Source organism: Bacillus sp. NS1 (genome assembly GCF_058248265.1).
Map to the genome: position 1 here is coordinate 406,500 of NZ_JBZAZF010000003.1, position 22,210 is coordinate 428,709.

Annotated in this window: 26 protein-coding genes and 3 pseudogenes; 16 read left to right on the forward strand and 13 right to left on the reverse strand. The window is 41.8% G+C overall.

The window, feature by feature from the left end; translation table 11 throughout:
• The first annotated feature begins 4 nt into the window (after positions 1-4).
• The 9 genes from AC4CV5_RS12445 (at position 5) to sacC (ending at position 9,329) form a co-directional block, all read left to right on the forward strand.
• Complete coding sequence (locus AC4CV5_RS12445) at positions 5-400, forward strand: hypothetical protein (RefSeq protein ID WP_248602056.1); 396 nt, start codon at positions 5-7, stop codon at positions 398-400.
• A 333-nt stretch (positions 401-733) separates the two neighbouring features.
• Positions 734-1,153 carry a hypothetical protein gene (locus AC4CV5_RS12450; protein ID WP_490922913.1) on the forward strand — a complete coding sequence of 140 codons (420 nt, stop codon included), beginning with the start codon at positions 734-736 and terminating at the stop codon, positions 1,151-1,153.
• A 391-nt stretch (positions 1,154-1,544) separates the two neighbouring features.
• Positions 1,545-4,349, forward strand: a complete 2,805-nt coding sequence (gene levR, locus AC4CV5_RS12455; RefSeq protein ID WP_222143232.1) for a transcriptional regulator LevR — start codon at positions 1,545-1,547, stop codon at positions 4,347-4,349.
• A gap of 190 nt (positions 4,350-4,539) precedes the next feature.
• Complete coding sequence (gene levD / locus AC4CV5_RS12460) at positions 4,540-4,980, forward strand: PTS fructose transporter subunit IIA (RefSeq protein ID WP_166850329.1); 441 nt, start codon at positions 4,540-4,542, stop codon at positions 4,978-4,980.
• A complete protein-coding gene (gene levE, locus AC4CV5_RS12465; RefSeq protein ID WP_166850333.1) occupies positions 4,980-5,468 on the forward strand; it encodes a PTS fructose transporter subunit IIB in 489 nt (162 codons plus the stop codon). Before levD ends, levE begins: the two co-directional genes overlap by 1 nt.
• Positions 5,469-5,484: 16 nt before the next feature.
• Positions 5,485-6,291 (forward strand): PTS fructose transporter subunit IIC, encoded by an 807-nt coding sequence (levF, locus tag AC4CV5_RS12470; protein ID WP_490922914.1) that lies wholly within the window; start codon positions 5,485-5,487, stop codon positions 6,289-6,291.
• A gap of 21 nt (positions 6,292-6,312) precedes the next feature.
• Complete coding sequence (levG, locus tag AC4CV5_RS12475) at positions 6,313-7,140, forward strand: PTS fructose transporter subunit IID (RefSeq protein WP_326221404.1); 828 nt, start codon at positions 6,313-6,315, stop codon at positions 7,138-7,140.
• A gap of 82 nt (positions 7,141-7,222) precedes the next feature.
• Positions 7,223-7,363 carry a hypothetical protein gene (locus AC4CV5_RS12480; protein ID WP_166850339.1) on the forward strand — a complete coding sequence of 47 codons (141 nt, stop codon included), beginning with the start codon at positions 7,223-7,225 and terminating at the stop codon, positions 7,361-7,363.
• Positions 7,296-9,329 (forward strand): levanase SacC, encoded by a 2,034-nt coding sequence (sacC, locus tag AC4CV5_RS12485; protein WP_490922917.1) that lies wholly within the window; start codon positions 7,296-7,298, stop codon positions 9,327-9,329. Before AC4CV5_RS12480 ends, sacC begins: the two co-directional genes overlap by 68 nt.
• Before the next feature lie 83 nt (positions 9,330-9,412).
• Here the strand turns inward: sacC and yraA are convergent, their stop codons facing one another.
• The 5 genes and pseudogenes from yraA to AC4CV5_RS12510 all read right to left on the reverse strand — a co-directional run.
• Positions 9,413-9,922 (reverse strand): cysteine protease YraA, encoded by a 510-nt coding sequence (gene yraA / locus AC4CV5_RS12490; protein WP_222143230.1) that lies wholly within the window; start codon positions 9,920-9,922, stop codon positions 9,413-9,415.
• Positions 9,923-10,072: 150 nt separating this feature from the next.
• Positions 10,073-11,122 carry an NAD(P)-dependent alcohol dehydrogenase gene (locus tag AC4CV5_RS12495; protein ID WP_490922919.1) on the reverse strand — a complete coding sequence of 350 codons (1,050 nt, stop codon included), beginning with the start codon at positions 11,120-11,122 and terminating at the stop codon, positions 10,073-10,075.
• Positions 11,123-11,308: 186 nt separating this feature from the next.
• Positions 11,309-11,704: a cupin domain-containing protein gene (locus AC4CV5_RS12500; protein WP_456521019.1), complete on the reverse strand. Its 396-nt coding sequence runs from the start codon at positions 11,702-11,704 to the stop codon at positions 11,309-11,311.
• A 48-nt stretch (positions 11,705-11,752) separates the two neighbouring features.
• Positions 11,753-11,893: pseudogene (locus AC4CV5_RS12505) on the reverse strand (carboxymuconolactone decarboxylase family protein); the annotation flags it as partial.
• Positions 11,894-11,947: 54 nt separating this feature from the next.
• Positions 11,948-12,046 (reverse strand): annotated as a pseudogene (locus AC4CV5_RS12510) (gamma-carboxymuconolactone decarboxylase); the annotation flags it as partial.
• Positions 12,047-12,226: 180 nt separating this feature from the next.
• Here AC4CV5_RS12510 and adhR point away from each other — a divergent pair.
• Positions 12,227-12,631, forward strand: coding sequence for an aldehyde stress transcriptional regulator AdhR (gene adhR, locus AC4CV5_RS12515; protein ID WP_490922921.1), 405 nt, complete (start codon positions 12,227-12,229; stop codon positions 12,629-12,631).
• Positions 12,632-12,731: 100 nt separating this feature from the next.
• Positions 12,732-13,136: a MerR family transcriptional regulator gene (locus AC4CV5_RS12520; RefSeq protein WP_490923186.1), complete on the forward strand. Its 405-nt coding sequence runs from the start codon at positions 12,732-12,734 to the stop codon at positions 13,134-13,136.
• 148 nt (positions 13,137-13,284) lie between these two features.
• Here AC4CV5_RS12520 and AC4CV5_RS12525 read toward each other — a convergent pair whose 3' ends face one another.
• The gene (locus AC4CV5_RS12525; RefSeq protein WP_373923693.1) at positions 13,285-14,187 is read right to left on the reverse strand and encodes an AraC family transcriptional regulator; all 903 of its coding nucleotides are present in this window, start codon (positions 14,185-14,187) and stop codon (positions 13,285-13,287) included.
• Between the two features lie 165 nt (positions 14,188-14,352).
• Between AC4CV5_RS12525 and AC4CV5_RS12530 the strand changes: the two genes are divergently transcribed.
• Entirely contained in the window at positions 14,353-15,333 is a 981-nt protein-coding gene (locus AC4CV5_RS12530) for an aldo/keto reductase (protein ID WP_490922923.1), read from the forward strand.
• 34 nt (positions 15,334-15,367) lie between these two features.
• On the forward strand, positions 15,368-15,646 hold the full coding sequence (locus AC4CV5_RS12535; protein WP_166850361.1) for an HPr family phosphocarrier protein: 279 nt from the start codon (positions 15,368-15,370) through the stop codon (positions 15,644-15,646).
• A 131-nt stretch (positions 15,647-15,777) separates the two neighbouring features.
• On the opposite strand, the gene AC4CV5_RS12540 is transcribed toward AC4CV5_RS12535, so the two are convergent.
• From AC4CV5_RS12540 to AC4CV5_RS12560, 5 genes are read right to left on the reverse strand one after another with little or no spacing between them, the layout of a single operon-like run.
• Complete coding sequence (locus AC4CV5_RS12540) at positions 15,778-16,077, reverse strand: spore coat protein (RefSeq protein ID WP_326221415.1); 300 nt, start codon at positions 16,075-16,077, stop codon at positions 15,778-15,780.
• Positions 16,077-16,289 (reverse strand): hypothetical protein, encoded by a 213-nt coding sequence (locus AC4CV5_RS12545; protein ID WP_326221417.1) that lies wholly within the window; start codon positions 16,287-16,289, stop codon positions 16,077-16,079. Before AC4CV5_RS12545 ends, AC4CV5_RS12540 begins: the two co-directional genes overlap by 1 nt.
• Positions 16,290-16,306: 17 nt before the next feature.
• Positions 16,307-17,443: a zinc-dependent alcohol dehydrogenase gene (locus AC4CV5_RS12550; protein WP_166850367.1), complete on the reverse strand. Its 1,137-nt coding sequence runs from the start codon at positions 17,441-17,443 to the stop codon at positions 16,307-16,309.
• Between the two features lie 18 nt (positions 17,444-17,461).
• Positions 17,462-17,830 (reverse strand): spore coat protein, encoded by a 369-nt coding sequence (locus tag AC4CV5_RS12555; RefSeq protein ID WP_222143225.1) that lies wholly within the window; start codon positions 17,828-17,830, stop codon positions 17,462-17,464.
• Positions 17,831-17,847: 17 nt separating this feature from the next.
• A complete protein-coding gene (locus tag AC4CV5_RS12560; protein ID WP_166850373.1) occupies positions 17,848-18,093 on the reverse strand; it encodes a spore gernimation protein GerQ in 246 nt (81 codons plus the stop codon).
• Positions 18,094-18,542: 449 nt separating this feature from the next.
• On the opposite strand from AC4CV5_RS12560, the gene AC4CV5_RS12565 reads away from it, so the two are divergent.
• From AC4CV5_RS12565 to AC4CV5_RS12575, 3 genes and pseudogenes are all read left to right on the forward strand, one after another.
• Complete coding sequence (locus tag AC4CV5_RS12565) at positions 18,543-18,902, forward strand: SH3 domain-containing protein (RefSeq protein WP_166850376.1); 360 nt, start codon at positions 18,543-18,545, stop codon at positions 18,900-18,902.
• A gap of 51 nt (positions 18,903-18,953) precedes the next feature.
• Complete coding sequence (locus AC4CV5_RS12570; RefSeq protein ID WP_004398671.1) at positions 18,954-19,310, forward strand: SH3 domain-containing protein; 357 nt, start codon at positions 18,954-18,956, stop codon at positions 19,308-19,310.
• A 404-nt stretch (positions 19,311-19,714) separates the two neighbouring features.
• A pseudogene (locus tag AC4CV5_RS12575) lies at positions 19,715-20,434 on the forward strand (DMT family transporter); the annotation flags it as partial.
• Positions 20,435-20,573: 139 nt separating this feature from the next.
• Here the strand turns inward: AC4CV5_RS12575 and AC4CV5_RS12580 are convergent.
• Positions 20,574-21,377, reverse strand: coding sequence for an alpha/beta fold hydrolase (locus AC4CV5_RS12580; RefSeq protein ID WP_222143222.1), 804 nt, complete (start codon positions 21,375-21,377; stop codon positions 20,574-20,576).
• A gap of 142 nt (positions 21,378-21,519) precedes the next feature.
• Entirely contained in the window at positions 21,520-21,783 is a 264-nt protein-coding gene (locus tag AC4CV5_RS12585; RefSeq protein ID WP_222143221.1) for a CD3324 family protein, read from the reverse strand.
• Positions 21,784-22,210 lie beyond the last annotated feature (427 nt).

Here is a 22,210-nt window from a genome sequence, read left to right on the forward strand (position 1 = left end):
TCAGGTGACTGATACAGATGGAGATGGTGTCACTGATTTAGTATTTTTGGCAGTTGATGGCGGTAAACAGGGCGTAAAAGTCTTGCATCATAAAACACATAACTTAAGATTCTATCAAGTCCTTGGTTCACCATCTATCGGGCTATATAAGGACACACCGGGAGTCGATTTAGATGGAATTCCCGGTTCTGAATTAATTGTAAAAAAACAAAATCTATTAATTGTGATACATGATCGTGATGGTTCTATGTATCAATATAATTTAGGCGCAGATAACTGGGGCATTCACTCGATTTCAATTGCGGATTTCGATGCCGAACCAGGAAAAGAGATCTTGGTGAAACGCCCTACTGGCGTAACTGTCATTCGTGACCGAGTGAAAACAGCAACAAATATGTAATGGCAAAAGACATCGTTTTGACGATGTCTTTTTTGTTTTGCTAGGATAGATGATGACAGTATACTTACGAGGGCCAGCTCATTAAAAAGGATACAGGCGAATTGAATGACACGAGGCAGGACATATAGTGAAAATACATACAGCGAAGCTATTGACAATCTTATCAGAATATCGGTTTTTTGATTGGGAGCACCAAAAGAATAACAAACATCGAATCATGATTGGTCTCCCGGAGAATATGCTTATCATAAAAGAGTTTTATCAATCATTCGGTTTTGACTCAGTCGAGAATCCGTATTCAAACATAAACTATCGAAAAAGCAGTGGGTCCATATGGAGGATCTATTTTTTCAATGGATAATTCCTTATCTATCAACTTTCGAACTAACGATTGTTACGCCTTTTCTGAGTAATGACTGGGAGGGAGAATGTCATCTGGACGATATAATGGATGATGAGTTTGCTGACACTTATAAAGCGTACAAGTCTTTTATAATAGATAACGGATTGTATGATCATACGCCCACTTTGATTGAAAACTGCAGGGGATATCAAATTGATCATATCGGTGATTTTTCAATCCTGGGCAAGATGGCTGTTAGAAATCATCATTATTTATTCTTTGCTGATGGAGATAAAGTTTTTAAGTTTACTGATTCATTGACCTTCCAGATGTATTGTAAGAATGAAGAAGTTTTGCATCATGAAAAGAGAAAGATCGAGCAGTTGCTGAATCCTGATTTCTTATCATGAATCACTATGGCGGACACATAAAGTGTCCGCTTTTTTTGTTATTCAATTGATGTCATGGGCGGGAATATGTTTTGGGAAGTTTGTCCTGGTTCATAAGTTTTGTTTTTTGTCATTCATGATTTTGACATCATTCCATTCCTCAAGAATGATAAACTGTTTACTGATCATTACTTTTGAAGGGGTCCTGCCCTTAAGAACTGCGATTCTAAAATACTAATATGAGATGTAAATGATTTGTAGTGATAAACACATAGGTATAAAAGGTAACGTTGTCAATCTGCTATAGAGACCTTTCTGGGAGAATATCAATAGATAAAAACAAGGCTGTCCGCCATAAAGATTCGGAATATTCTTGTTAAGGGCTTATTAATAAGGACAAAGGATGATAGACGTGAAAAGAATAGAAAAAATATACCATCAGCTCATGCATAATTTTCAGGACTCCAGCTTAGATCATCTTTTAAAAGTACAGGGGAATTCAGCAAAGGAAATTGCTGAGCAGCTGAAAATGGAGCGGTCCAATGTCAGTTTTGAATTGAACAATCTCGTCCGGTCCAAAAAGGTTATAAAAATTAAAACATTTCCTGTGCGATACCTGCCAGTCGAGATAGCGGAACGGTTATGCAACAAAAAATGGGATACAGAGATGATGGAAGTGAAAGGCCTGGAGCCATTTTCCGGGAATCCCGAAAAGAATCATCAACATATCTCCACGAATCCTCTAGAGCTTATGATTGGGGCAAAAGGCAGCTTGAAGAAAGCAATCTCCCAGGCAAAAGCAGCTGTCTTTTATCCGCCGAACGGTCTGCATATGCTCCTCTTAGGGCCGACAGGTTCGGGTAAATCCCTTTTTGCGAACCGGATATACCAGTTTGCCATTTACTCTGACATTTTGAAGAGCGGTGCACCATTTATTACATTTAACTGTGCAGATTACTACAACAATCCTCAATTACTGCTTTCTCAACTATTCGGACACAAAAAAGGTTCATTTACAGGTGCCGGCGAGGATAAGGCTGGTTTAGTCGAACAAGCCAATGGAGGCATTCTTTTTATGGATGAAATCCACCGTCTCCCTCCTGAGGGGCAAGAAATGCTGTTTTATTTTATTGACAGCGGTTCTTATAACCGGCTTGGAGAGTCTGAACATAAACGAACATCGAACGTATTGTTTATTTGCGCCACTACAGAAAATCCGAGTTCTGCACTATTGAAAACATTTTTGCGAAGAATCCCAATGACCATTCAGATTCCTTCGCTTGAAGAACGATCGCTTAAAGAAAGAGTGGATCTGACGACGTTTTTATTAGGAAAAGAAGCAGAGCGAATTAAGAAAAATCTGAGTGTGCACATAGATGTCTATAATGCGCTTATTCATTCTGCAAAATTTGGGAATGTGGGACAGCTGAAATCAAATGTCCAGTTAGTTTGTGCACACGGGTTTTTGCACAATCTTGACAGACATGAAGTTATTGAGCTGACTGTTCGGGATCTGCCGGATGAAATCAAGCAAGAATGGATGTCCAGCAGCAAAAATATGCAAAGAAGCAAAGCCATTTCTGAATATGTCAATATAACAACGATTATCTCTCCGATTGTAGAAGATGAAACAACAAAAATGGACGAAGACCTCTCATTTAACTTGTATCATTTGATTGAGGAAAAGGTGAAAACCCTAATGAAAGAAGGGTTATCCAAAAAGGATATTAATCAATACATCTTGACTGATATCCATTTGCATGTCAGAAGTTTTTTTCATCATCGGGCGTTTCAAAAGGACAGCCTGCTGACATTCGTTGAAGATGACGTGATTCAAATGACAAAACAATTAAAAGAAATAGCTGAACATGAGCTCGAATGCACATTTGACCGTAAATTTATTTATTTCTTAAGTATGCATATTGACGCATTTTTAAAGCGCGGAAAGCAAATTGATGTTTTAAATACACAGGAGACTAATGAAATCCGTGATACTCATGTGAAAGAATATCGGGTGGCGATGATTTTTAAAGAAAAAATTCAGGAATATTTTAAAGTGGCCATTCCGGAAATAGAGGTTATCTACCTAACGATGCTGATTCATTCCATCAAATCGTTAAAAGAAAACAAAAGAGTCGGTATTATTGTGGCTGCACATGGGAATAGCACGGCGAGTTCAATGGTTGAAGTTGCGACAGAACTGTTAGGAAGCACTCCAATTGCAGCAGTTGATATGCCGCTTTCTGTTTCACCTTCGGAAATTATCGAATGCGTAGCGGAAAAAATGAAACAGGTTGACGAAGGCGAAGGTGTTTTAATGCTGGTAGACATGGGGTCACTTGCGATGCTGGAAAGTAAGCTTGAGGAAAAGACAGGCATTTCCATTAAAACAATCAGCAATGTTACGACCTCAATGGTGCTGGATGCTGTCAGAAAGGTGAATTATTTGGATTTGAATTTGCATGCAATTTATCAATCGGTCACGAAGGATTTTATTGAGTTATGGGGGCGGCAGCCAGCGGCATCCGGCAAAAAGAAAGCACTGGTCTCCATCTGCACGACAGGCAGCGGAACAGCCAAAAAGCTGGAAGAAATCCTGACCACGATCGTAAACAAGGCCTCCGATACCCCGATTCATATATTGACCGTTTCATCCATTAAATTGGCAAATAGCATAAAAGAAATAGAAAAAGAGTATGAGATCCTTGCGACAGTTGGAACGAAAGATCCTAAAATCAATGCTCCGCATGTATCTTTAGAAGTGTTAATTGAAGGGGAGGGAGAGAAGCTGATTCAACAGGCGATTACTAAAGGCAGCATCCCCTTGAGCAATGGATTGAACGCAAATATCATTGTCAGGGAGCTTTGCGAAGATAGCTTAAAAAAGTACCTTGTCTTTTTGAACCCCCATCATATTAACGAAATGTTATTAGAGTGGCTGCAAACTGTTCAAGATGAGCTGGGAGTCATTTTCAATAATGCAGTTTTGATCAAAGTCATCATGCATACGGCGTTCGCCTTTGAAAGGGTGATTAAGCAGAATCCGATTGCTTTCTCAGAGGAAGAAGAAATAAATGATCAGCTGAAAGAAATGGTAAACGTGACAGAGCGGACATTAGCCCCATATGAACAAAAGCTTGGGCTTCGCATAAGTGATGATGAAAAATTATTTATTGCCGCCATCTTCGCTGAAGAAGTGCATGGCCAGCTGTTTTAAAAGCGGTTTTTTCATGTGAACCTGTATTAAATGGAACGCCATTTTAATACAGGTTTATTTTTTTGATTTCAAGTGTTTCAACAACAGAATGTCATTGGCTGAAATTCAAATGAAAGCGCTTAACACAACTTTGTTGGCACGATCCTTGCATTATAAATGGATGTACAAAACAAAGAAAGGAGCAATGGATATGATTTCAGTTATTATCAGTGGTCATGGAGATTTTCCCATAGCATTAAAAGAGTCTTCAGGGATGATATTCGGTGAAGAAAATAACCTGATTGCAGTGCCGTTTTTTAAAGGAGAAGGGATTCAAACGCTGCAAGAAAAATATCAACAGGCGCTCAAGGATATTCCGGAAGAAAATGAAGTGCTTTTTTTAGTTGATATTTTTGGAGGGACCCCATATAACGCGGCAGCTTCTTTCATTGCTGAGGATCAAAGAATGGATATGGCAGCCGGCGTAAACCTGCCGATTCTGCTTGAGGTATTAAGCCTGAGAGAACATCTGACCCTTAAAGATTTGCTGAACAACTTAAAAGCAATGAGCCAGCAAAGCTTTCAAGTGTGCAGTGAACATTTAGAAAAAGTGAAAACAGCCAATCAAGAAACAAGAGAGGATGAATTGTGATGAACATTGTGTTAGCCAGAATTGATGACCGCTTTATTCACGGCCAAATCCTGACAAGGTGGATTAAAGTGCATGCGGCAGACCGAATTATCGTTGTTTCTGATGATATTGCACAGGACGAAATGAGAAAAACATTGATCCTTTCTGTTGCACCTTCAAATGTAAAAGCGAGTGCCGTTTCGGTTTCAAAAATGGCAAAAGCGTTTCATAGTCCGCGCTATGAAGGAGTAACGGCGATGCTCTTGTTTGAAAATCCGTCCGACATTGTATCTCTTATAGAAGCAGGCGTGCCGATCAAAACCGTAAACGTCGGGGGAATGCGTTTTGAAAACCACCGCAGGCAAATCACTAAATCAGTCAGCGTCACAGAACAAGATATAAAGGCGTTTGAAACGTTAAGCGGCTTGGGTGTGACACTGGAATTGAGGCAGCTGCCTTCAGATGCCAGCGAGGATTTTGTACAGATTTTACGGAACGTAACAAAATAATCAAGGGGATGAGAATATGTCTTCATTACAAATTATTTTGTTGTTAATCATTGCAGCAATCACCGGCATCGCAAGTGTATTGGATGAAGGACAGACACACCGGCCGCTTGTGGCCTGCACGCTAGTTGGCTTGGTGCTCGGAGATTTAAAAACAGGGATTATCCTCGGAGGCACACTGGAACTGATGGCGCTGGGCTGGATGAATGTCGGCCTTGCCATGGCGCCTGATACAGCGATTGCCTCTGTCATCTCAACCATTTTAGTCATTACCGCTGATCAGGGGATTGGAGAAGGTATTGCCGTCGCTGTTGCTTTGGCAGCTGCGGGTCAGGCGCTGACGATTTTTGTGCGGACGATCACTGTCTTTTTCATTCACCGCGCTGATCGATATGCAATAGAAGGAAATATAAAAGGAATTGAAATTATGCATATTACCGCGATGGTGTTTCAAGCTTTGCGCGTCATGATTCCTACATTGATTGTTGCTTTGATTAGTGTCAGCGCTGTTCAGGCGTTCCTCGGAAATATTCCGGATGTGATTACAAAAGGGCTGCAAATAGGAGGAGGCATTATTGTTGTTGTCGGGTATGCCATGGTGATCAATATGATGAATATTCCTTATTTAAAGCCATTTTTCTATATCGGTTTCTTATTAGCGGCGTTTACCGATTTTAACTTAGTGGGATTTGGAGCTCTTGGTCTCTGTCTGGCGCTTTTATACCAGCAGGTGATGCAAAAACATAACGCGCACGGAGCGGTGGCCGCCGCATCAGACAGTGGCCATGTGGCTGTTTATGATGACGATGATGATCTTGATGCCTAAACAATGAGGGGTGATGAAACAATGGAGAAAGAAAAACGGTTAACGAAAAAAGAAATTTTCAGCATGTTTATTCGTTCAAATTTTTTGCTTGGCTCCTTTAACTTCGAACGTGTGCAGGCCATGGGATATTGTTATGTCATGATACCGGCGATCAAAAAATTGTACGGACCCGGAGCGAAAAGAAACGAAGCACTGCAGCGGCATTTGGAATGGTTTAATACTCATCCGTGGCTGACAGCGCCTATATTCGGCGTGACGGCAGCCATGGAAGAAGAAATGGCGAACAATAAAGGAATTGATGGAAAAGCAATAAGTGGAATGAAAATCGGTTTGATGGGCCCGATAGCGGGTGTAGGCGATCCGATTTTCTGGGGAACGGTTCGTCCGGTCTTAGCTGCGTTAGGGGCATCCCTCGCTTTAGGAGGAAACATTGCCGGCCCTTTGTTATTCTTTTTCTTGCTGAACGCCATAAGATTAAGCACAAAATATTACGGGTTAAAGTATGGCTATGTAAAAGGAATGGAGATTCTGCAGGATTTAGCGGGGAATCGCATTCAAAAGCTTACAGAGGGTGCTTCAATTCTCGGGTTATTTGTCATGGGAGCTCTCGTTTCCAAATGGACCACGATCAACATTCCAATCGTTGTGTCCAGGATTAAGGATGAAAGCGGAAAAGTGGATGTTCAAACCGTACAAAATGTGTTAGACAGCATTATGCCGGGTGCGCTGCCTTTAGGGTTAACGTTATTGGTGGCATGGATGCTACGCAAAGGGGTGAATCCTCTTCTCATTATTATCGGGATCTTTATTATCGGGATTCTTGGATATTGGGCTGGATTTTTAGCATAAGCTGTGTGATGTAAGAAAGAAGAGGGAAACTGCAGCAATCTACCATATATCAATCATTCGGATAACAGCGAACAGAGGAGAATTGCCAGAAACGGATCAACTTGCGCAGCAGTCTCTCTTGAAAGTGATCAAACATGAAGAGAGGAGCGAAACAAATGAAAAAGAGACTTATTCAAGTCATTATGATGTTTACCCTGCTGTTCACTATCGCCTTTTCAGTTGAGGCAGCAGATTCAAGCTACTATGATGAAGATTATCGTCCTCAATATCATTTCACACCGGAGGCAAACTGGATGAATGATCCAAACGGGATGGTCTATTATGCTGGAGAATATCATTTGTTCTATCAATACCATCCATACGGGCTTCAGTGGGGCCCCATGCATTGGGGGCATGCCGTGAGCGAAGATTTGGTTACGTGGGAGCACCTTCCTGTTGCGCTGGCTCCGGATGACAAAGGCACAATCTTTTCTGGAAGCGCAGTTGTAGACAGGAATAACACAAGCGGTTTTCAAACAGGCAAAGAGAAGCCGCTTGTGGCCATTTATACACAGGATCGGGAAGGCCATCAAGTGCAAAGCATAGCCTATAGCAATGACAAAGGAAGAACGTGGACGAAATACGCTGGAAACCCTGTCATTCCAAACCCGGGAAAAAAAGATTTTCGAGATCCAAAGGTCTTTTGGTATGAAAAAGAAAACAAGTGGGTGATGGTGCTTGCGGCCGGAGACCGGATCCTTATTTATACGTCCAAAAATCTGAAGCAGTGGACGTATGCAAGTGAATTTGGACAGGGGCAAGGAAGTCATGGGGGAGTATGGGAGTGCCCGGATTTGTTTGAGCTTCCGGTAGACGGCAATCCGAATGAAAAAAAATGGGTGATGCAGGTCAGTGTCGGAAACGGGGCGGTTTCGGGAGGATCAGGCATGCAATATTTTGTAGGGGACTTTGATGGGACGCATTTTAAAAATGAAAATCCGTCAGACAAAGTTCTTTGGACGGATTACGGCAAAGACTTTTATGCGGCTGTATCCTGGTCTGATATTCCAGCCTCGGACGGCCGGCGGCTTTGGTTAGGCTGGATGAGCAATTGGCAATATGCGAATGATGTTCCTACATCCCCATGGAGAAGTGCAGCCTCCATTCCAAGAGAGTTAAAATTGAAAACGCTTACTGGAGGAGTTAGAGTAGTCCAAACGCCAGTAAAAGAGCTGCAAACCATTCGCGGGACCTCTAAGAAGTGGAAGAAAAAGACCATATCGCCCGCAAGCCAAAATGTGTTAGCGGGCCTGTCTGGAGATGCATATGAATTAAATGCAGAGTTTCAAGTATCTCCAGGTTCAGCTCCTGAATTTGGTTTTAAAGTTCGAACAGGCAGAAATCAATTCACAAAAGTCGGCTATGATCGAAAGAACGCCAAACTGTTCGTTGACCGGAGCAAGTCGGGGAACGTCACCTTTAATCCGACCTTTAACACCGGAATACAAACAGCTCCGCTAAAACCGGTAAATGGAAAGTTAAAGATGCGTGTTTTTGTCGACCGCTCTTCAGTTGAGGTATTTGGGAATAACGGACAGCAGGTGATAACTGATATCATTTTCCCGGATAGATCAAGCAAAGGTCTTGAATTATATGCTCAAAATGGCAGTGTAAAGCTAAAATCTTTAACGATCTATCCTTTAAAAAAGGTGTGGGGAATGTCGCCTTTTATCTCAAATTTGACTGGCTGGACGACTGTAAACGGCACGTGGGCCGACACAATTGAGGGGAAACAAGGGAGGTCAGACGGCGATTCCTTTATCTTGTCTTCAGCATCCGGATCAGACTTCACCTATGAAACTGATATCACCATTAAGGATGGAAACGGAAGAGGGGCAGGGGCGCTTATGTTTCGCTCTGATAAAGATGCCAAAAACGGTTATCTTGCCAACGTGGATGCTAAGCATGACCTAGTGAAATTCTTTAAATTTGAGAACGGTGTCGCTACTGTCATTGCTGAATACAAAACGCCGATAGACGTAAATAAAAAGTATCATCTGAAAACTGAAGCACGGGGCGATCACTTTAACATCTATTTAGATGATCGTCTTGTGATCGATGCAAATGATTCCACATTCTCAGAAGGTCAATTTGGCTTGAATGTGTGGGATGCGACTGCTGTCTTTCAGAATGTAAACAAGGAGTCTTAAAATAAAATAATGGGATTTTCATGTCATATATCAAGTTCAATTACTGAAAGAAGGCACAGACCCAAACGGTCTGTGCCTTCTCATTATTTCAACAAATTCAATGATTCGCGGTTAAATGCTTCCAAGTCATCAGGTGTTCTGCTTGTGACAATGTTGTGGCTGACGACTACTTCTGCATCTTTGTAGTTTGCGCCGGCATTGATTAAATCTTTGCGGATGCTGCGGTAGCCTGTGATATCTTTGCCTTTCAGAAGATCAGTATCAATCAGTACTTGCGGGCCGTGGCAAATAGCGAAAACCGGTTTTTCATTTTCGATGAATGCTTTCGCGAATTCACCAGGGCGATCATCTGCACGAAGCAAATCCGGAGAGAATCCCCCAGGAATTAAAAGTGCATCAAATTCACTTGCATCCACATCTGAGATTGCTTTATCAATCTTTACTTTCTCGCCATGCTTACCGGTAACTTCTTTGCCAGCTTCCAAATCGATAGCTACGACACTGTAGCCAGCTTCCTCGTATGCTTTTGCCGGACTTGTATATTCGATATCTTCGAATTGGTCTGTAACGAGAACTGCAATTTTTTTGCTCATAAAAAAAACCTCCTATAACCTCTCTATGCCCATAGAATAACAGGTAGATTGACCGGCCTTCAAAACATTTGCTTAAGGAGGCCGTTTTTCGTGAATTTCTATTAAATAAAAGCAGGTCAGCCCATTTAAGGACTAACCCATTTTTTCGACTTACAATGTGGAAATATCAATCACAAATCGATAACGGACATCACTTCGGAGGATACGTTCGTATGCTTCGTCCACTTGGTCAGCGCGGATTACTTCGATTTTAGGTACGATGCCATGTTCAGCAGCGAAATCAAGCATCTCTTGAGTTTCGGCAATTCCGCCGACAAGGGAACCTGCAATGCTGCGGCGACCCATGATTAAGGAAAACACACTGTATGTGTCCTGCTCAGCAGGTGCTCCGACATTTACAAGTGTTCCGTCAATACGAAGCATTGATAAATAGGCGTCTACATCAAGATTTGCGGATACTGTATTTAAGATCACGTCAAAACGCCCGGCCAATGCAGTGAATGTAGCTGGGTCACTTGTAGCAAAGTAATGATCTGCCCCAAGTTCCAGAGCTTCCTCTTTTTTATTCATGGAGCGGCTCAGGACGGTTACCTCCGCACCCATCGCATGTGCAAATTGAATTGCTAAATGTCCTAGACCTCCAACGCCTACAATGGCAACCTTTTTACCAGGCCCAACATTCCAGTGCTTCAGCGGGGAATACGTTGTGATACCTGCACACAATAGCGGACTCGCAACATCCATTTCCAAACTGTCTGGAATACGGACAACAAATCTGTCAGTGACAACGATTTTTTGGCTGTACCCGCCATACGTCGGATTTCTATCGTAGTCTAGTGAGTTATAGGTTTGAACAACACCCTTTGTGCAGAACTGTTCCTCGCCGCTGAGACAGTATTCGCATTCTCCGCAGGAGTCAACAAAACAGCCGACACCAACGCGGTCTCCGACTGCAAACTTAGTCACTTCTGCTCCAACAGCTGTTACGACACCGGCAATTTCATGTCCGGGCACCATTGGGAATATGCCTCCGCCCCATTCATCAAATGCGCTATGGATGTCTGAATGGCAAATTCCACTGAATTTTATATCGATTAAGACATCATGCGGCTGTAATTCTCTTCGCTCAATCGTCGTTTGCTCAAATTTGGCTTTTGCATGTGATACGCTTAATACACGAGTTTGATGTTGATTACACATATGAACCTATCCTTTCTTTATCATAAGTGTTGTTCGTTAAAACATGCACTTATTAATGGTTTATGGTGTCTTCAACATAACGATAAACCTTAAAGTCAGCTTTAAGGCAAGGGTTTTTTGAAAAAAACCTCATCTCAATTTGAATTGATAGATGATAGCTTGGCTTAACTCAAAATGAGAACATTCTTATAAGGTATAATATAGCTCATCATGAACAGGCTCTAACCAATCCGTTTCCCCCGGCGTAATGGCTAAGTGCACAAACCAGCTGTCTTTGGTCGCACCGTGCCAATGTTTTACATGGGGCGGAATATTGATGATATCTCCAGTTTTGAGTAATTGAGCTGGTTTTCCTTCTTCTTGATACCAGCCTTTACCGCCTGTCACTAACAAAACTTGCCCAATTTTATGAGAATGCCAGTGATTGCGGGCTGCCGGAGCAAAAGTGACATTCCCGATTGAAGCATTGAGCGGCATCTCATCGGTAAATATCATTTGTAAATATGCATCCCCGATAAAGTTTGCTTCTATTTTTTCACCTAACGGAAAGATTGTGCTGTTGCTTAATTGATCAAATGTCATCAGTTGACCTTCTTTCTTTTCATCATTTTTAAAGATTTCTTTTGCAATATGAAATGCTGACCAAGCTTTGGGCCACCCGGCATAGAACGAGAGGTGAGTGATGATTTTCGCCATTTCCTCTTTTGATAATCCGTTTTCCTTCGCTTTTTGAAGGTGCGGAGCTAATTGTTCGATGTTTCCTCCGGCAATTAACGAAGAAACTTGTAATCATGCTGCGACCCGCGGAGACAGTTCATCCTCTCATGCCCAAATGTCACCGAACAGGACATCATCGTTAACTTCAGCAAACTTTGGCGCAAATTCTCCTAGTATATCTCGTCCAGCAGTTTGTTTTTTTGCCATTTAGCAATCCCTCCATCTAAACTGTTTTTATTGCCTGGAGAAGTATAGAGCTTAAAGTGTGCTTTAAGGCAAGTCTTGAATTTTTGAAACAAGATTCAGCTGCTAAAACTTGTTTCTGCTTGACTTAAAGTTAACTTTAAGTGTTACCTTCAAAACATGAAGGACAGAGAGGTGAAAAGTATGAATATTGCGCAGGTGGCAAAGCAGTTCGGCCTCACAGCGGCGACACTCAGATATTACGAACGTGTCGGATTAATCCCGCCGGTAAAACGAAAAGAAAGCGGCATTCGCGATTATGATGAAGAAGATATCAAATGGATAGAATTCATTAAATGCATGCGAAATGCAGGCCTATCGATAGAAGCGTTAATTGAATATACAACGTTATTTACTGAAGGAGATCGTACGGTAGAGGCTCGCAAGAATATCCTGGCTGATGAAAGACAGCGGCTCATAGAGAAGCGGAAAGAAATTGATGAAACAATTAAAAGATTAGATACAAAAATTGAAGATTACGATGGGAAATTGCGCGAAAATGAGGCTAAGCTCAAAAGCAGGCCTAAAACGGAAAGTCTTCACGGATAAGTGACGCAAGATAGCATTCTTTGCGTCCGAAGGGCAGGTTAAAAATAAGTGTGTTGATTTTTCCCCCGTCAAGAAATGGATACCGAAAGAGGTGGCTATGATTTCTTATTCGATTGGAGAATTTGCAAACATCATCGGTGTGCCAACAAGTACCCTCAGGTATTATGGAAAGGAAGGGCTCCTGACTCCCCATTGCAATGAGAATAATATACGCGAATATACGGATCATGATATCGGATGGATGCGATTTTTGCTCCATTTGAAAGATTCAGGAATGTCGATGGAAGAGCTAAAACAATATACAGCATGGCGAGAAATGGGTGATGAAACGATTCATGATAGAATGCATTTACTTGAAAAACGTAAGCACTTGGTCGAATTAGAAATTCAAGCTCTACAGCAAAACCTGCTGGTATTAAACCGAAAGATTGAATTCTATAAGGACCAGATAGAGGGGGATCGATATGAGTTTGTCCTTTATCCAAATGAAGAGGAACAGCCATAAAAACAAATGGTTTAAGGCTGAAGGTGATTTTTAAAAATGAAAATTCCCTTCAGCCTTTATTGTTTAGAGATGAGAAGGAAGTCGAAAGTTTACTTATCAAAAAAACAGTTAGTATCGTTTTTATAAAATATAGATCCCCGTTGCTCATTTAGTCAGATTTTCCCCTCAGCCGTTTGATATCTTCTTTAGGCGGCAAACCAAACATGCGGGAGTATTCACGGCTGAATTGTGAGGGGCTTTCATAGCCGACCCGGAATGCAGCATCTGCGGCATCTGTTGACTTCATTAATAATAGGCGTCTGGCTTCCTGAAGTCTCAGCTGTTTTTGGAACTGAATCGGGCTCATAGCGGTCACAGCTTTAAAGTGCCTGTGCAGGGAAGAAACACTCATATTCGCTATATCTGCAAGCTCCTCAATTCGAAGAGGCCGGTCAAAGTCTTTCATGATGTGTTCAATGACATCTTTGATTCGATAGGTATAGCTCCCCTCAATCGCGATTTGCTCCAAAGTGCGTCCATGCGGCCCTTGCAGAACTCTATAAAGAATTTCCTTTGTAAAAATAGGGGCAAGTACTGGGATGTCTTTCGGGGTGTCCAGCAAAGAGGCCAACCTGAGTACTGCATCCAGCAAAGCTGGCTCTATTTTACTGACAAACATAGCCCTCTTCGTGTGTTTTTTCAGCCCTGCTTGAAAGTCAGAATCACTTAAAACCTCTAAGACTTGGCTCGGAGTAAATTCAAGTTTAAGAGCCATATAAGGCTCATCAGATGAGGCTTTTATCACTTGTCCGGCAACCGGCAAGTTAACAGATGCCACAAGGTAGTCAGCAGGACTGTACCTAATGCGCTCCTTTGCAAGCAATACTTCTTTTTCACCTTGAACGATAAAACAAAATGATGGCTTGTAAACGCTATAAACCGGTTCGGAAGGATGAGATTCACTGATGAAAAATAAAGACGGAACAGCAGTCTTGTGAACACCGTCCCGGCATGAATAACGTTCAATGAGTTCAGTAAGCTCTTCCTGTTGTTGGGCTATTTGCACAGACATATGTCATTCTCCTTCATCTTGATATTTTTCATTATAAGGCTTGTTTGCAAATTGTGTCATTGGCTGTGAGAGTTTTAGGCAATCATTTGATATAAATGGGATAACGGCTGCTGTTTCATTCATTGCATAATGAGAAGCAGAAAAAAGGAAAGAGGGGATCAAGAAATGGATTATGTAAAACTTGGACATTCCGGTTTAGATGTCTCTAGGCTTTGTCTGGGGTGTATGGGCTTTGGTGCAGCAGAAAAGTGGGTTCATCAATGGGTACTCGATGAAGAAAATAGCCGCCCCATCATCAAAAAAGCGCTTGAGCTTGGCATCAATTTTTTTGATACGGCGAATGTGTATTCACTGGGAGCAAGTGAAGAAATACTTGGCAGAGCGTTAAAGGATTATGCCAATCGAGATGAAATCGTGCTTGCAACGAAGGTTCACCAGCGAATGCATGAGGGCCCAAATGGTGCCGGTCTCTCACGAAAGGCGATTATGAGTGAAATTGATAAAAGTCTCAAGAGACTGGGAACAGACTATGTAGATCTGTACATCATCCACCGCTGGGATTACCATACACCTATTGAAGAAACGATGGAAGCATTGCATGATGTGGTGAAGGACGGGAAGGCAAGGTATATTGGTGCTTCTGCGATGTATGCGTGGCAGTTCCAGAAGGCGTTACATGTTGCAGAGCAGCATGGATGGAACAAATTTGTCTCGATGCAGAATCACTTAAACCTGATATATCGGGAAGAGGAGAGGGAAATGCTGCCGCTTTGCAAAGAAGAAAAAATTGGAGTGACTCCGTACAGCCCGCTCGCATCTGGGAGATTGACACGTGATTGGTCTGAAACAACGCATCGCTCCGAAACCGATCAAATCCAGAAATCCAAATACGATGCGACTGCTGATGCTGACCGGATTGTCGTGGAACGGCTTGCGGCAATCGCAGAAAAACACGGAGTTCCCCGAACCCATATCGCGCTTGCTTGGCTGCTGCAGAAGGAACCAGTAACAGCTCCTATTATTGGTGCTACGAAAACGTCCCATCTCGAAGATGCTGTCAGAGCTCTATCCGTTACGTTAACATCTGAAGAAATTGCGTTTCTCGAAGAACCATATGTACCCCATCCGATAGTCGGCCACCATTAAATGCCGATAATATGGTGATAAGGAGCAGGGAAGCATGATTGAAAAACAGTATACGATTATTGCAAGCACAGGATTTGCCCGTGCAGCAACTTTGTTGGTTCGTGCAGCCTGCAAATTTCGCTCTCACATATTTCTTTTATATGAGGAGAAATCCGTTGATCTCAAAAATCCGCCCAAGTCCCTTATTGATGTGATGTCATTAAGCATTACACCTGGTACCCACATTCATATCAGAGCTGAAGGGATTGACGAAGAACAGGCTTTGCAAGCGATAGAAGACCGGCTGGGAAGAAGCGGGTTTACGAAGAGTTAATGTATTTATAAACATAAAAACAAATGTCGAAGTTTAAAAACGGTCGCTCATGACGATTCAACTATTAATAAAACAGAAGCTGAGGGACAGTTGTGGTCAATTAATACTGTTCCTCAGCAAATCAATGTATGTTAAAGGGTTGGCAACTGAATCGCAGTTTCGATATTTTGTAAATTCAGCTTGACTTGTTCGTCTGTATTCCAAGGATGGTACCAGCCCTTTTTCATCATATAACTTGAGATTTGTTCGTGCATATCGAGGGCTTCCTCTAGATGCCGGGTAAGGATCTCTTTCACTTCAGGCGTTCCAGCTTCCGTGGCGGCCATCGCATAATTTCTGACTCCGTTTTTTGCTGCAATCAATAAGTCCATGGCAATGATTTGATCTGTTAAAACATTCATGCCTGTCAGATATTCAATGATAGGATTCATTATTCACTCATCTCCTCATTCATGCTTGCATTAGATAAAATAGAGGCAAATTCTTGTAACTGCCGTGTGGTGATGTCAACGTCTTGCTGCATGATTTCTTTCAGTTTCGGATCAGATACCAGCGCCTTCATCGTTTTGGATTTCGTCAAACAAAGGGTCTTAAATGCAGTCATTTCTTGGACCTCAAGCACTTCATGTAAGGCGTATTCCATTCTGTCACCTCCGTTTTTTAAGGTTTCAACACAACTTTTATACAATCATCCATTTTTGAATCAAAAATGTCATAGCCATGCTTCGCTTCACTGAGCGGCAGGACATGGCTTACAACATCTCCCGGATCAATTTTGCCGGTTGACACTAATTCAAACATGTATGGCATGTAGTGGATCACCGGAGCCTGTCCAGAGCGTATATTAATGTTTCGCTGCATGATATCACCTAACGGAAAACCGTTATATCTGCCGCCATACACACCAGTAATTTGGATGGTTCCCCCTTTGCGAACGGCTTGGGAAGCAATGACCAATGCACTCATCGTTCCGCCATGAAGCTTTAATCCGCTGGCAAGGAACTCAAGGTCGCTCATTTTCCCATCCATCCCAACAGCATCAATGACAACATCCGCTCCGCCTTTGGTGATTTCCTTCAAGTAACTCCCTGTATTTTCATGGTCTTCAAAATTAACAATTTCTACTTTGTTTGTTCGTTTGGCATGCTGTAAGCGATAGTTTACATAGTCAACTGCTATGACGCGTTTTGCGCCCTTTAGCCAACAAAACTTCTGAGCAAACAGGCCGACTGGTCCGCAGCCGAGAACGACAACTGTATCGCCGTCTTTTACCCCTGCATTGTCAACACTCCAAAAGCCGGTGGTCATGGCATCGGCAATCACGCTTAATTTCTCATCGGGTTCCTCACAGGATTCAGGAATTTTAAAATGGGTAAAATTTGCAAATGGCACTCTTAAATATTCTGCCTGCCCGCCTGGATATCCGCCAGTATGGCCTGAATAGCCGAAATAGGCGCCCATTTCTCCATTGTCATTAGATTGATCACATTGGCTTTCCAGTTGGTTTTTACAAAAAAAGCATTCACCGCAGGCGATAGTAAATGGAATAATGACGCGGTCGCCTTTTTTTACCTTTGTAACCCCTGGCCCAACTTCTTCAACGATTCCCATTGGTTCATGGCCGATGACATAGTCTTCATGCAGATTTGGAATGAATCCATGGATTAAATGTAAATCTGATCCGCAAATAGCTGTACTGGTGACTTTTATAATCATGTCATCGGATTTTTCAATCTTTGGATCCGGGACATCTTTGACAACAACATTTTTGATGCCTTGATACGTTACTGCCTTCATGCTGTAAAACCTCCAGTGTTAGTGTTCATCAGGTGTCCGGTCAAACATCCCTTTTCGATTTGTTTCATCAGGAAAGAGGTTCATGTTGCCGACCATGATCGTGTTTTTTGCAGAGAGCTGATCCAGCTTATACTGTTCGCTCAGCTCATACGGGTGGAACCATTTTTTGCTTATCATCAGTTCCGTAATCTCTTGGTGCATCGCGATTCCTTGCATCAGCTGTTTCCGCAACAAGGCTCTTACATCTGGTGAAGCGGTTTCAGTCAAAGCTACAGCGGTATTTCTCACGCCTTCTTTTACTCGAATAAGGAAATCCATCGCAAATGTAGTGTCTGCAAGTTCAGGCATATTTAGCGAATTAATAGGGTCTAAGTGATCATGATTCAAAGGGGCTTACCTTCCTTTCAATTGATGATTGGTGTTGGGCGGCTTTGAGGGACAGGGGCCTGAAATGGGGCACGCTCATAAACCGCTTGTAAATCAGTAAGGTCTTGAATGGATTGCTGTACATCTTTTTGCATCAAGTCCTTAAGATCTTGGTCAAATACAAGTCCTTGCATTAACTTCGATTTCGCTATACAAAGTGTTTTAAAGTTGACGATTTCATGTAGATCTACAGCCTCGTGAGCAGCTAATGTTTTATGATCCATAGTGATTCAACCTCCTTTAATCAACGTTACATTTCCCGAAATGAAGATGAAGCATACAGAAAGAACTTTTCTCCGCTAAAAAAGGCATATTCGGAATGTCCACAAGTCGCTTTATTCTCATCAAACACACAAAGCGCTTTTACGCAGTGACGTTTATTCTCGTTTCTAATTAAACAGCTTCTGTTGCAGCAGTTAATGAAATGATCACAAAAAAGTGATTTACTGCCTTGTCTCATTAAAAAATGGATAGGTCATATTTGCAAATTCTGAAAATGCACGATGTCACGAGCTTTTTGTCGAAAACATAGGAACAATTCCACTTTTGAAAGATCTAGTTTATGGTACATTGATAAATATATGGCAGAGAGGGGGGGCGCGGTTTTCCAATAGTATTTTCTTAACTGGATGTAAGAAAGTCAACGCACGACATTTAAGGGGGAGGATATAAGGTGAAGAAATTAAAAATGCTAAGTACACTAACGGTGATGATTGCATCATTGCTCATTTTTTCTAGCCATGCCCTTGCCGCTCAGTATTATACGGTCTCAACAAGCAGCGGTGCGCCTGTAAATATGCGCAGCGGTCCAGGTACAAGTTGGGGGATCGTAACGACTATACCGAGCGGAACCCGCATCCCGATCTTTTGCTACAAAACCGGTACAACTGTAACTGGAAAGTATGGAACGAGCAATATTTGGAATTACACAGAGCGAACGCTTGCCAGCGGGGAAGTCGTTTATGGATTTGTCTCTGATACATATGTCTACACGGGTTCAGACGGCCCGGTTGTTCCTAAATGCAGCTGGTAGCATATGTTCAATCGTTCTTAAAATGAAGGAATTGAAGAAAGAGGGATGACATTGACTAAACTGAAAATGCTGAGTATGTTAACCGTTATGATTGCATCATTATTCATTTTTTCCAGTCAAGCACTTGCCGTTCAGTACTTTACTGTCTCAACAAGCAGCGGTGCGCCTGTAAATATGCGCAGCGGTCCAGGTACAAACTATCCTATTATGCTTTCCATTCCTAGCGGCTCGCGTGTTCCTTACTATTGTTATGCTTATGGAACAACTGTTACCGGTAAGTATGGAACGAGTAATATTTGGGATCAAATCCAGTGGAAAGATTCCCGGGGTGTCGTGAATATTGGATATGTTTCTGACACATATGTGTACACAGGTTCAGACGGCCCTGTCGGTTACAAATGCAATTAGCTTCGGATCAAAAGTAAATTGAGATAACCGGCCCTCTCTTAGGTGGCTTACTTAAAGAAACCATACCAAGTATTATCGGTATGGTTTTTTAGGTTTATATTTTTGGATTTGCCAGAACAGCTGAGACGTTTAATAAGCAGATCAAGGAGAGGCTTGAGCATAAAAAACATGTTATCGGTACACTGAAAACTTAAACTAACTTGTGTATACAAGTTAGAATATAGCAGCATGAATAGTGAAAAGGTTAAGGAGATTACATCATGAAAACTGAAAAGCAAAATAACGTCGTGGCCCGCCCTTAGTGGAGTAAGGTGACTACTTCTCTCCGTTAGAGGCATTTATTGACCTAAATGAAAAACGGAGGGTGCAAAAATGAAAAACACTTTGTTAGGTTCTATATATTTGGTTTGGTAAAAAGGCTATCCTGGCGAATTCACAGATGTGACCTTTTGTTAATCATAGCCATTGGGATCATCGGTAATACAATTTCAATCGTTACACAGGAAGTTGGCACTAACCTATCTTCGGCACAAATGGGAGCCATTATTACTTCTTCCACACCTGCATTTATGGTGATCTTTGCTAGGCTTTTGCTAAAAGAACGGTTGAATGTAAAAAAGGGAATATCTGTGGCTTTGGCGACTATTGGCGTTTTAATGATTGTAGGGAACGGTCACATTGACATGACGAATCAAATGGGCGGAATTTCGCTGCTCATTGCTGCTTTAACGTGGGCACTGATGTCTGTTCTTTTAAAATGTGTTCCAAATCATTATTCTCCCATTGTGGTGACAACTTACTCAATCTTGGTTGCCATGATTATTTTGACTCCTTTTGTATGGATGAACGTAAATGAAGTTCATTTCTCGCAGCTGGCCCATCCGACAATATGGGGCGGGCTATTATACTTGGGGATTGTTTCAACAGCTTGTGCATTTATACTTTGGAATCGCGGATTACAAATGCTGAATGCATCAAGTGGAGGTTTATTTTTCTTTTTTCAGCCTCTCGTTGGAACATTGCTCGGATGGCTTTTGTTAGGAGAACGTATAGGCGGAACCTTCTTGGCAGGTTCAACTTTGATTCTAGTTGGTGTGCTATTAGTTATCCGGGAAAAAAAGTAGATGAATAAAAAAGAAACCTGCGGATTCACAAAGTCCAAAGGTTTCTTTTTTTATTTTAAGATCATATAACAAAAATAGCGTAAAAAACGCTCCTGTGAAATTCTCCGATAATCTAAGTTAGTTGTACATGGTCCTATGTTTATTTTTCTAACATATCGTGTAACCTCTCAGCGAATTCTTTATGATGCATTATGTTATAACCTGCATGGTTTCCAGGAAACTCAACAATTTCTGTTTCCAATTGTTCCGCTAAGGCGTTTGCGCAACGATAAGGAAAAAAATCCCGTGAAGCACTTCCGCCAGCTGGAAGTACCTTCATCGGAGCAGATGTAAACACCATCTTTAATGCTTCGATATCTAATGTATAGTTGAGAATTCCCTGAATTTCATATTCAGTGAAATACGTTGAATTACCGAGAAGCCGCTCTGTCAGCACATCCTTTGATTGTTCGTCTGTTTCTAAACTTGACAATAATGTAATGACCTCATTTCGGTGATTTTTCTTAAGGTCTTCCATGAATTGCTCGGCTAGTTTCAGCTCATTTCCATTTAAAAACTGCAATAAGACTGGTTCGTGAGGGATCATGACACTTACCTGTTCGGGATGGCGTATGCACAGATCAAGCCCGATAACAGCGCCGGAGCTGCTTCCAAATACGTATGCCGGCTTGTCGGTGAGTTTGGCTAGAAGACGGTGGGTGTCATCACTGTGTGTTTCCACACGGTATTCCTCAGTCTGATTGGCGAGATTGCTGCGGGAATGGCCACGGCGATCGTAAGTCACAACCGTGTACCAGTTAGCCAGATGGTCTGCAACATGATGGAACTTGTCGGCATCACCGCCTCCGCCATGGATCAAAAGAATGATTGGACCTGTGCCACGCACCTTATAGTGGATGTTCGCTCCAGGTACTTGCAATGTTCCTTTGTTTACTATATTCATTTGTAAATCCTTCCTTTCTTCTCTTCTCATCTCCCTTAACTTTACACAGTTGGCCAATGATATCATATGCAGGAAATAACTAAGAAACAAACTCGCCATATAAAAAAGCACTGATTACATTTCATCAGTGCTTTCGTTTTGTTTATTTAGAGTAGACAATTTTTTTTATTGTTTCAGTAGAGAGGTGATATTCATCAGATAATTGATTAATTGTTTTGCCGTTTTTAAATGCTTTTTTAATAGAAGCGTTTCTGTCATCGATTAGCTTTCTTGTTCCTGAACACGCACCCCATTTTTGATGAGAGGTTACAGGCTTAGGAATATATATTGTTTTTCCTTGAACATATTTTTGAATTTCTGATATCAGCTTTTCAGGTAAAATAGCGGTTGCTTTTACATATGCCATATCTGCCAGCTCCTTATTTTTTATAGCTAAATAAGGCGCAAAGCCACTATATCAGAAAAGCTTACTTGGGCGATTTTTTAGAAAGTCTACCCCATGCAAAGTATCGCCTTCCTAATAATAGGCTTTGCATGGGACGTTGCGGAATCTAGCATTCTCATCTTACTTGCCATTTTCATCACCTCCCAACTATTCGATGATCATTTCCATTATAGAATAGATTAAAGCCTTATTGCATTTTGTTAAATAAAGTAGTAGCAAAAGGGCTTCTCCCAGAGAGAGGGGCTAAGGCTGATTGGCAATGAAAAAAGAGTAAGATTCAAGCTGCCAGCCTTTTATTATTACTTTAGATTCAAAATATTGACAAAACAATGTATTTTCAACAATAGAGCAGCCCCTCGATGTATACTGTGTCTGTATTTACAATATT

Bases quoted from the DNA above. Each gene is read 5' to 3' on its own strand.
- AC4CV5_RS12585 (WP_222143221.1), bottom strand. From the start codon at position 21,783: ATGGCATATGTAAAAGCAACCGCTATTTTACCTGAAAAGCTGATATCA.
- AC4CV5_RS12560 (WP_166850373.1), bottom strand. From the start codon at position 18,093: ATGGATCATAAAACATTAGCTGCTCACGAGGCTGTAGATCTACATGAA.
- levF (WP_490922914.1), top strand. From the start codon at position 5,485: ATGTCTTCATTACAAATTATTTTGTTGTTAATCATTGCAGCAATCACC.
- adhR (WP_490922921.1), top strand. From the start codon at position 12,227: ATGAATATTGCGCAGGTGGCAAAGCAGTTCGGCCTCACAGCGGCGACA.
- AC4CV5_RS12530 (WP_490922923.1), top strand. From the start codon at position 14,353: ATGGATTATGTAAAACTTGGACATTCCGGTTTAGATGTCTCTAGGCTT.
- sacC (WP_490922917.1), top strand. From the start codon at position 7,296: ATGAAAAAGAGACTTATTCAAGTCATTATGATGTTTACCCTGCTGTTC.
- AC4CV5_RS12450 (WP_490922913.1), top strand. From the start codon at position 734: ATGGAGGATCTATTTTTTCAATGGATAATTCCTTATCTATCAACTTTC.
- levD (WP_166850329.1), top strand. From the start codon at position 4,540: ATGATTTCAGTTATTATCAGTGGTCATGGAGATTTTCCCATAGCATTA.
- AC4CV5_RS12540 (WP_326221415.1), bottom strand. From the start codon at position 16,077: ATGAATCCTATCATTGAATATCTGACAGGCATGAATGTTTTAACAGAT.
- levG (WP_326221404.1), top strand. From the start codon at position 6,313: ATGGAGAAAGAAAAACGGTTAACGAAAAAAGAAATTTTCAGCATGTTT.
- levE (WP_166850333.1), top strand. From the start codon at position 4,980: ATGAACATTGTGTTAGCCAGAATTGATGACCGCTTTATTCACGGCCAA.
- AC4CV5_RS12580 (WP_222143222.1), bottom strand. From the start codon at position 21,377: ATGAATATAGTAAACAAAGGAACATTGCAAGTACCTGGAGCGAACATC.
- AC4CV5_RS12525 (WP_373923693.1), bottom strand. From the start codon at position 14,187: ATGTCTGTGCAAATAGCCCAACAACAGGAAGAGCTTACTGAACTCATT.
- AC4CV5_RS12545 (WP_326221417.1), bottom strand. From the start codon at position 16,289: ATGGAATACGCCTTACATGAAGTGCTTGAGGTCCAAGAAATGACTGCA.
- AC4CV5_RS12495 (WP_490922919.1), bottom strand. From the start codon at position 11,122: ATGTGTAATCAACATCAAACTCGTGTATTAAGCGTATCACATGCAAAA.
- AC4CV5_RS12500 (WP_456521019.1), bottom strand. From the start codon at position 11,704: ATGACATTTGATCAATTAAGCAACAGCACAATCTTTCCGTTAGGTGAA.
- yraA (WP_222143230.1), bottom strand. From the start codon at position 9,922: ATGAGCAAAAAAATTGCAGTTCTCGTTACAGACCAATTCGAAGATATC.
- AC4CV5_RS12550 (WP_166850367.1), bottom strand. From the start codon at position 17,443: ATGAAGGCAGTAACGTATCAAGGCATCAAAAATGTTGTTGTCAAAGAT.
- AC4CV5_RS12535 (WP_166850361.1), top strand. From the start codon at position 15,368: ATGATTGAAAAACAGTATACGATTATTGCAAGCACAGGATTTGCCCGT.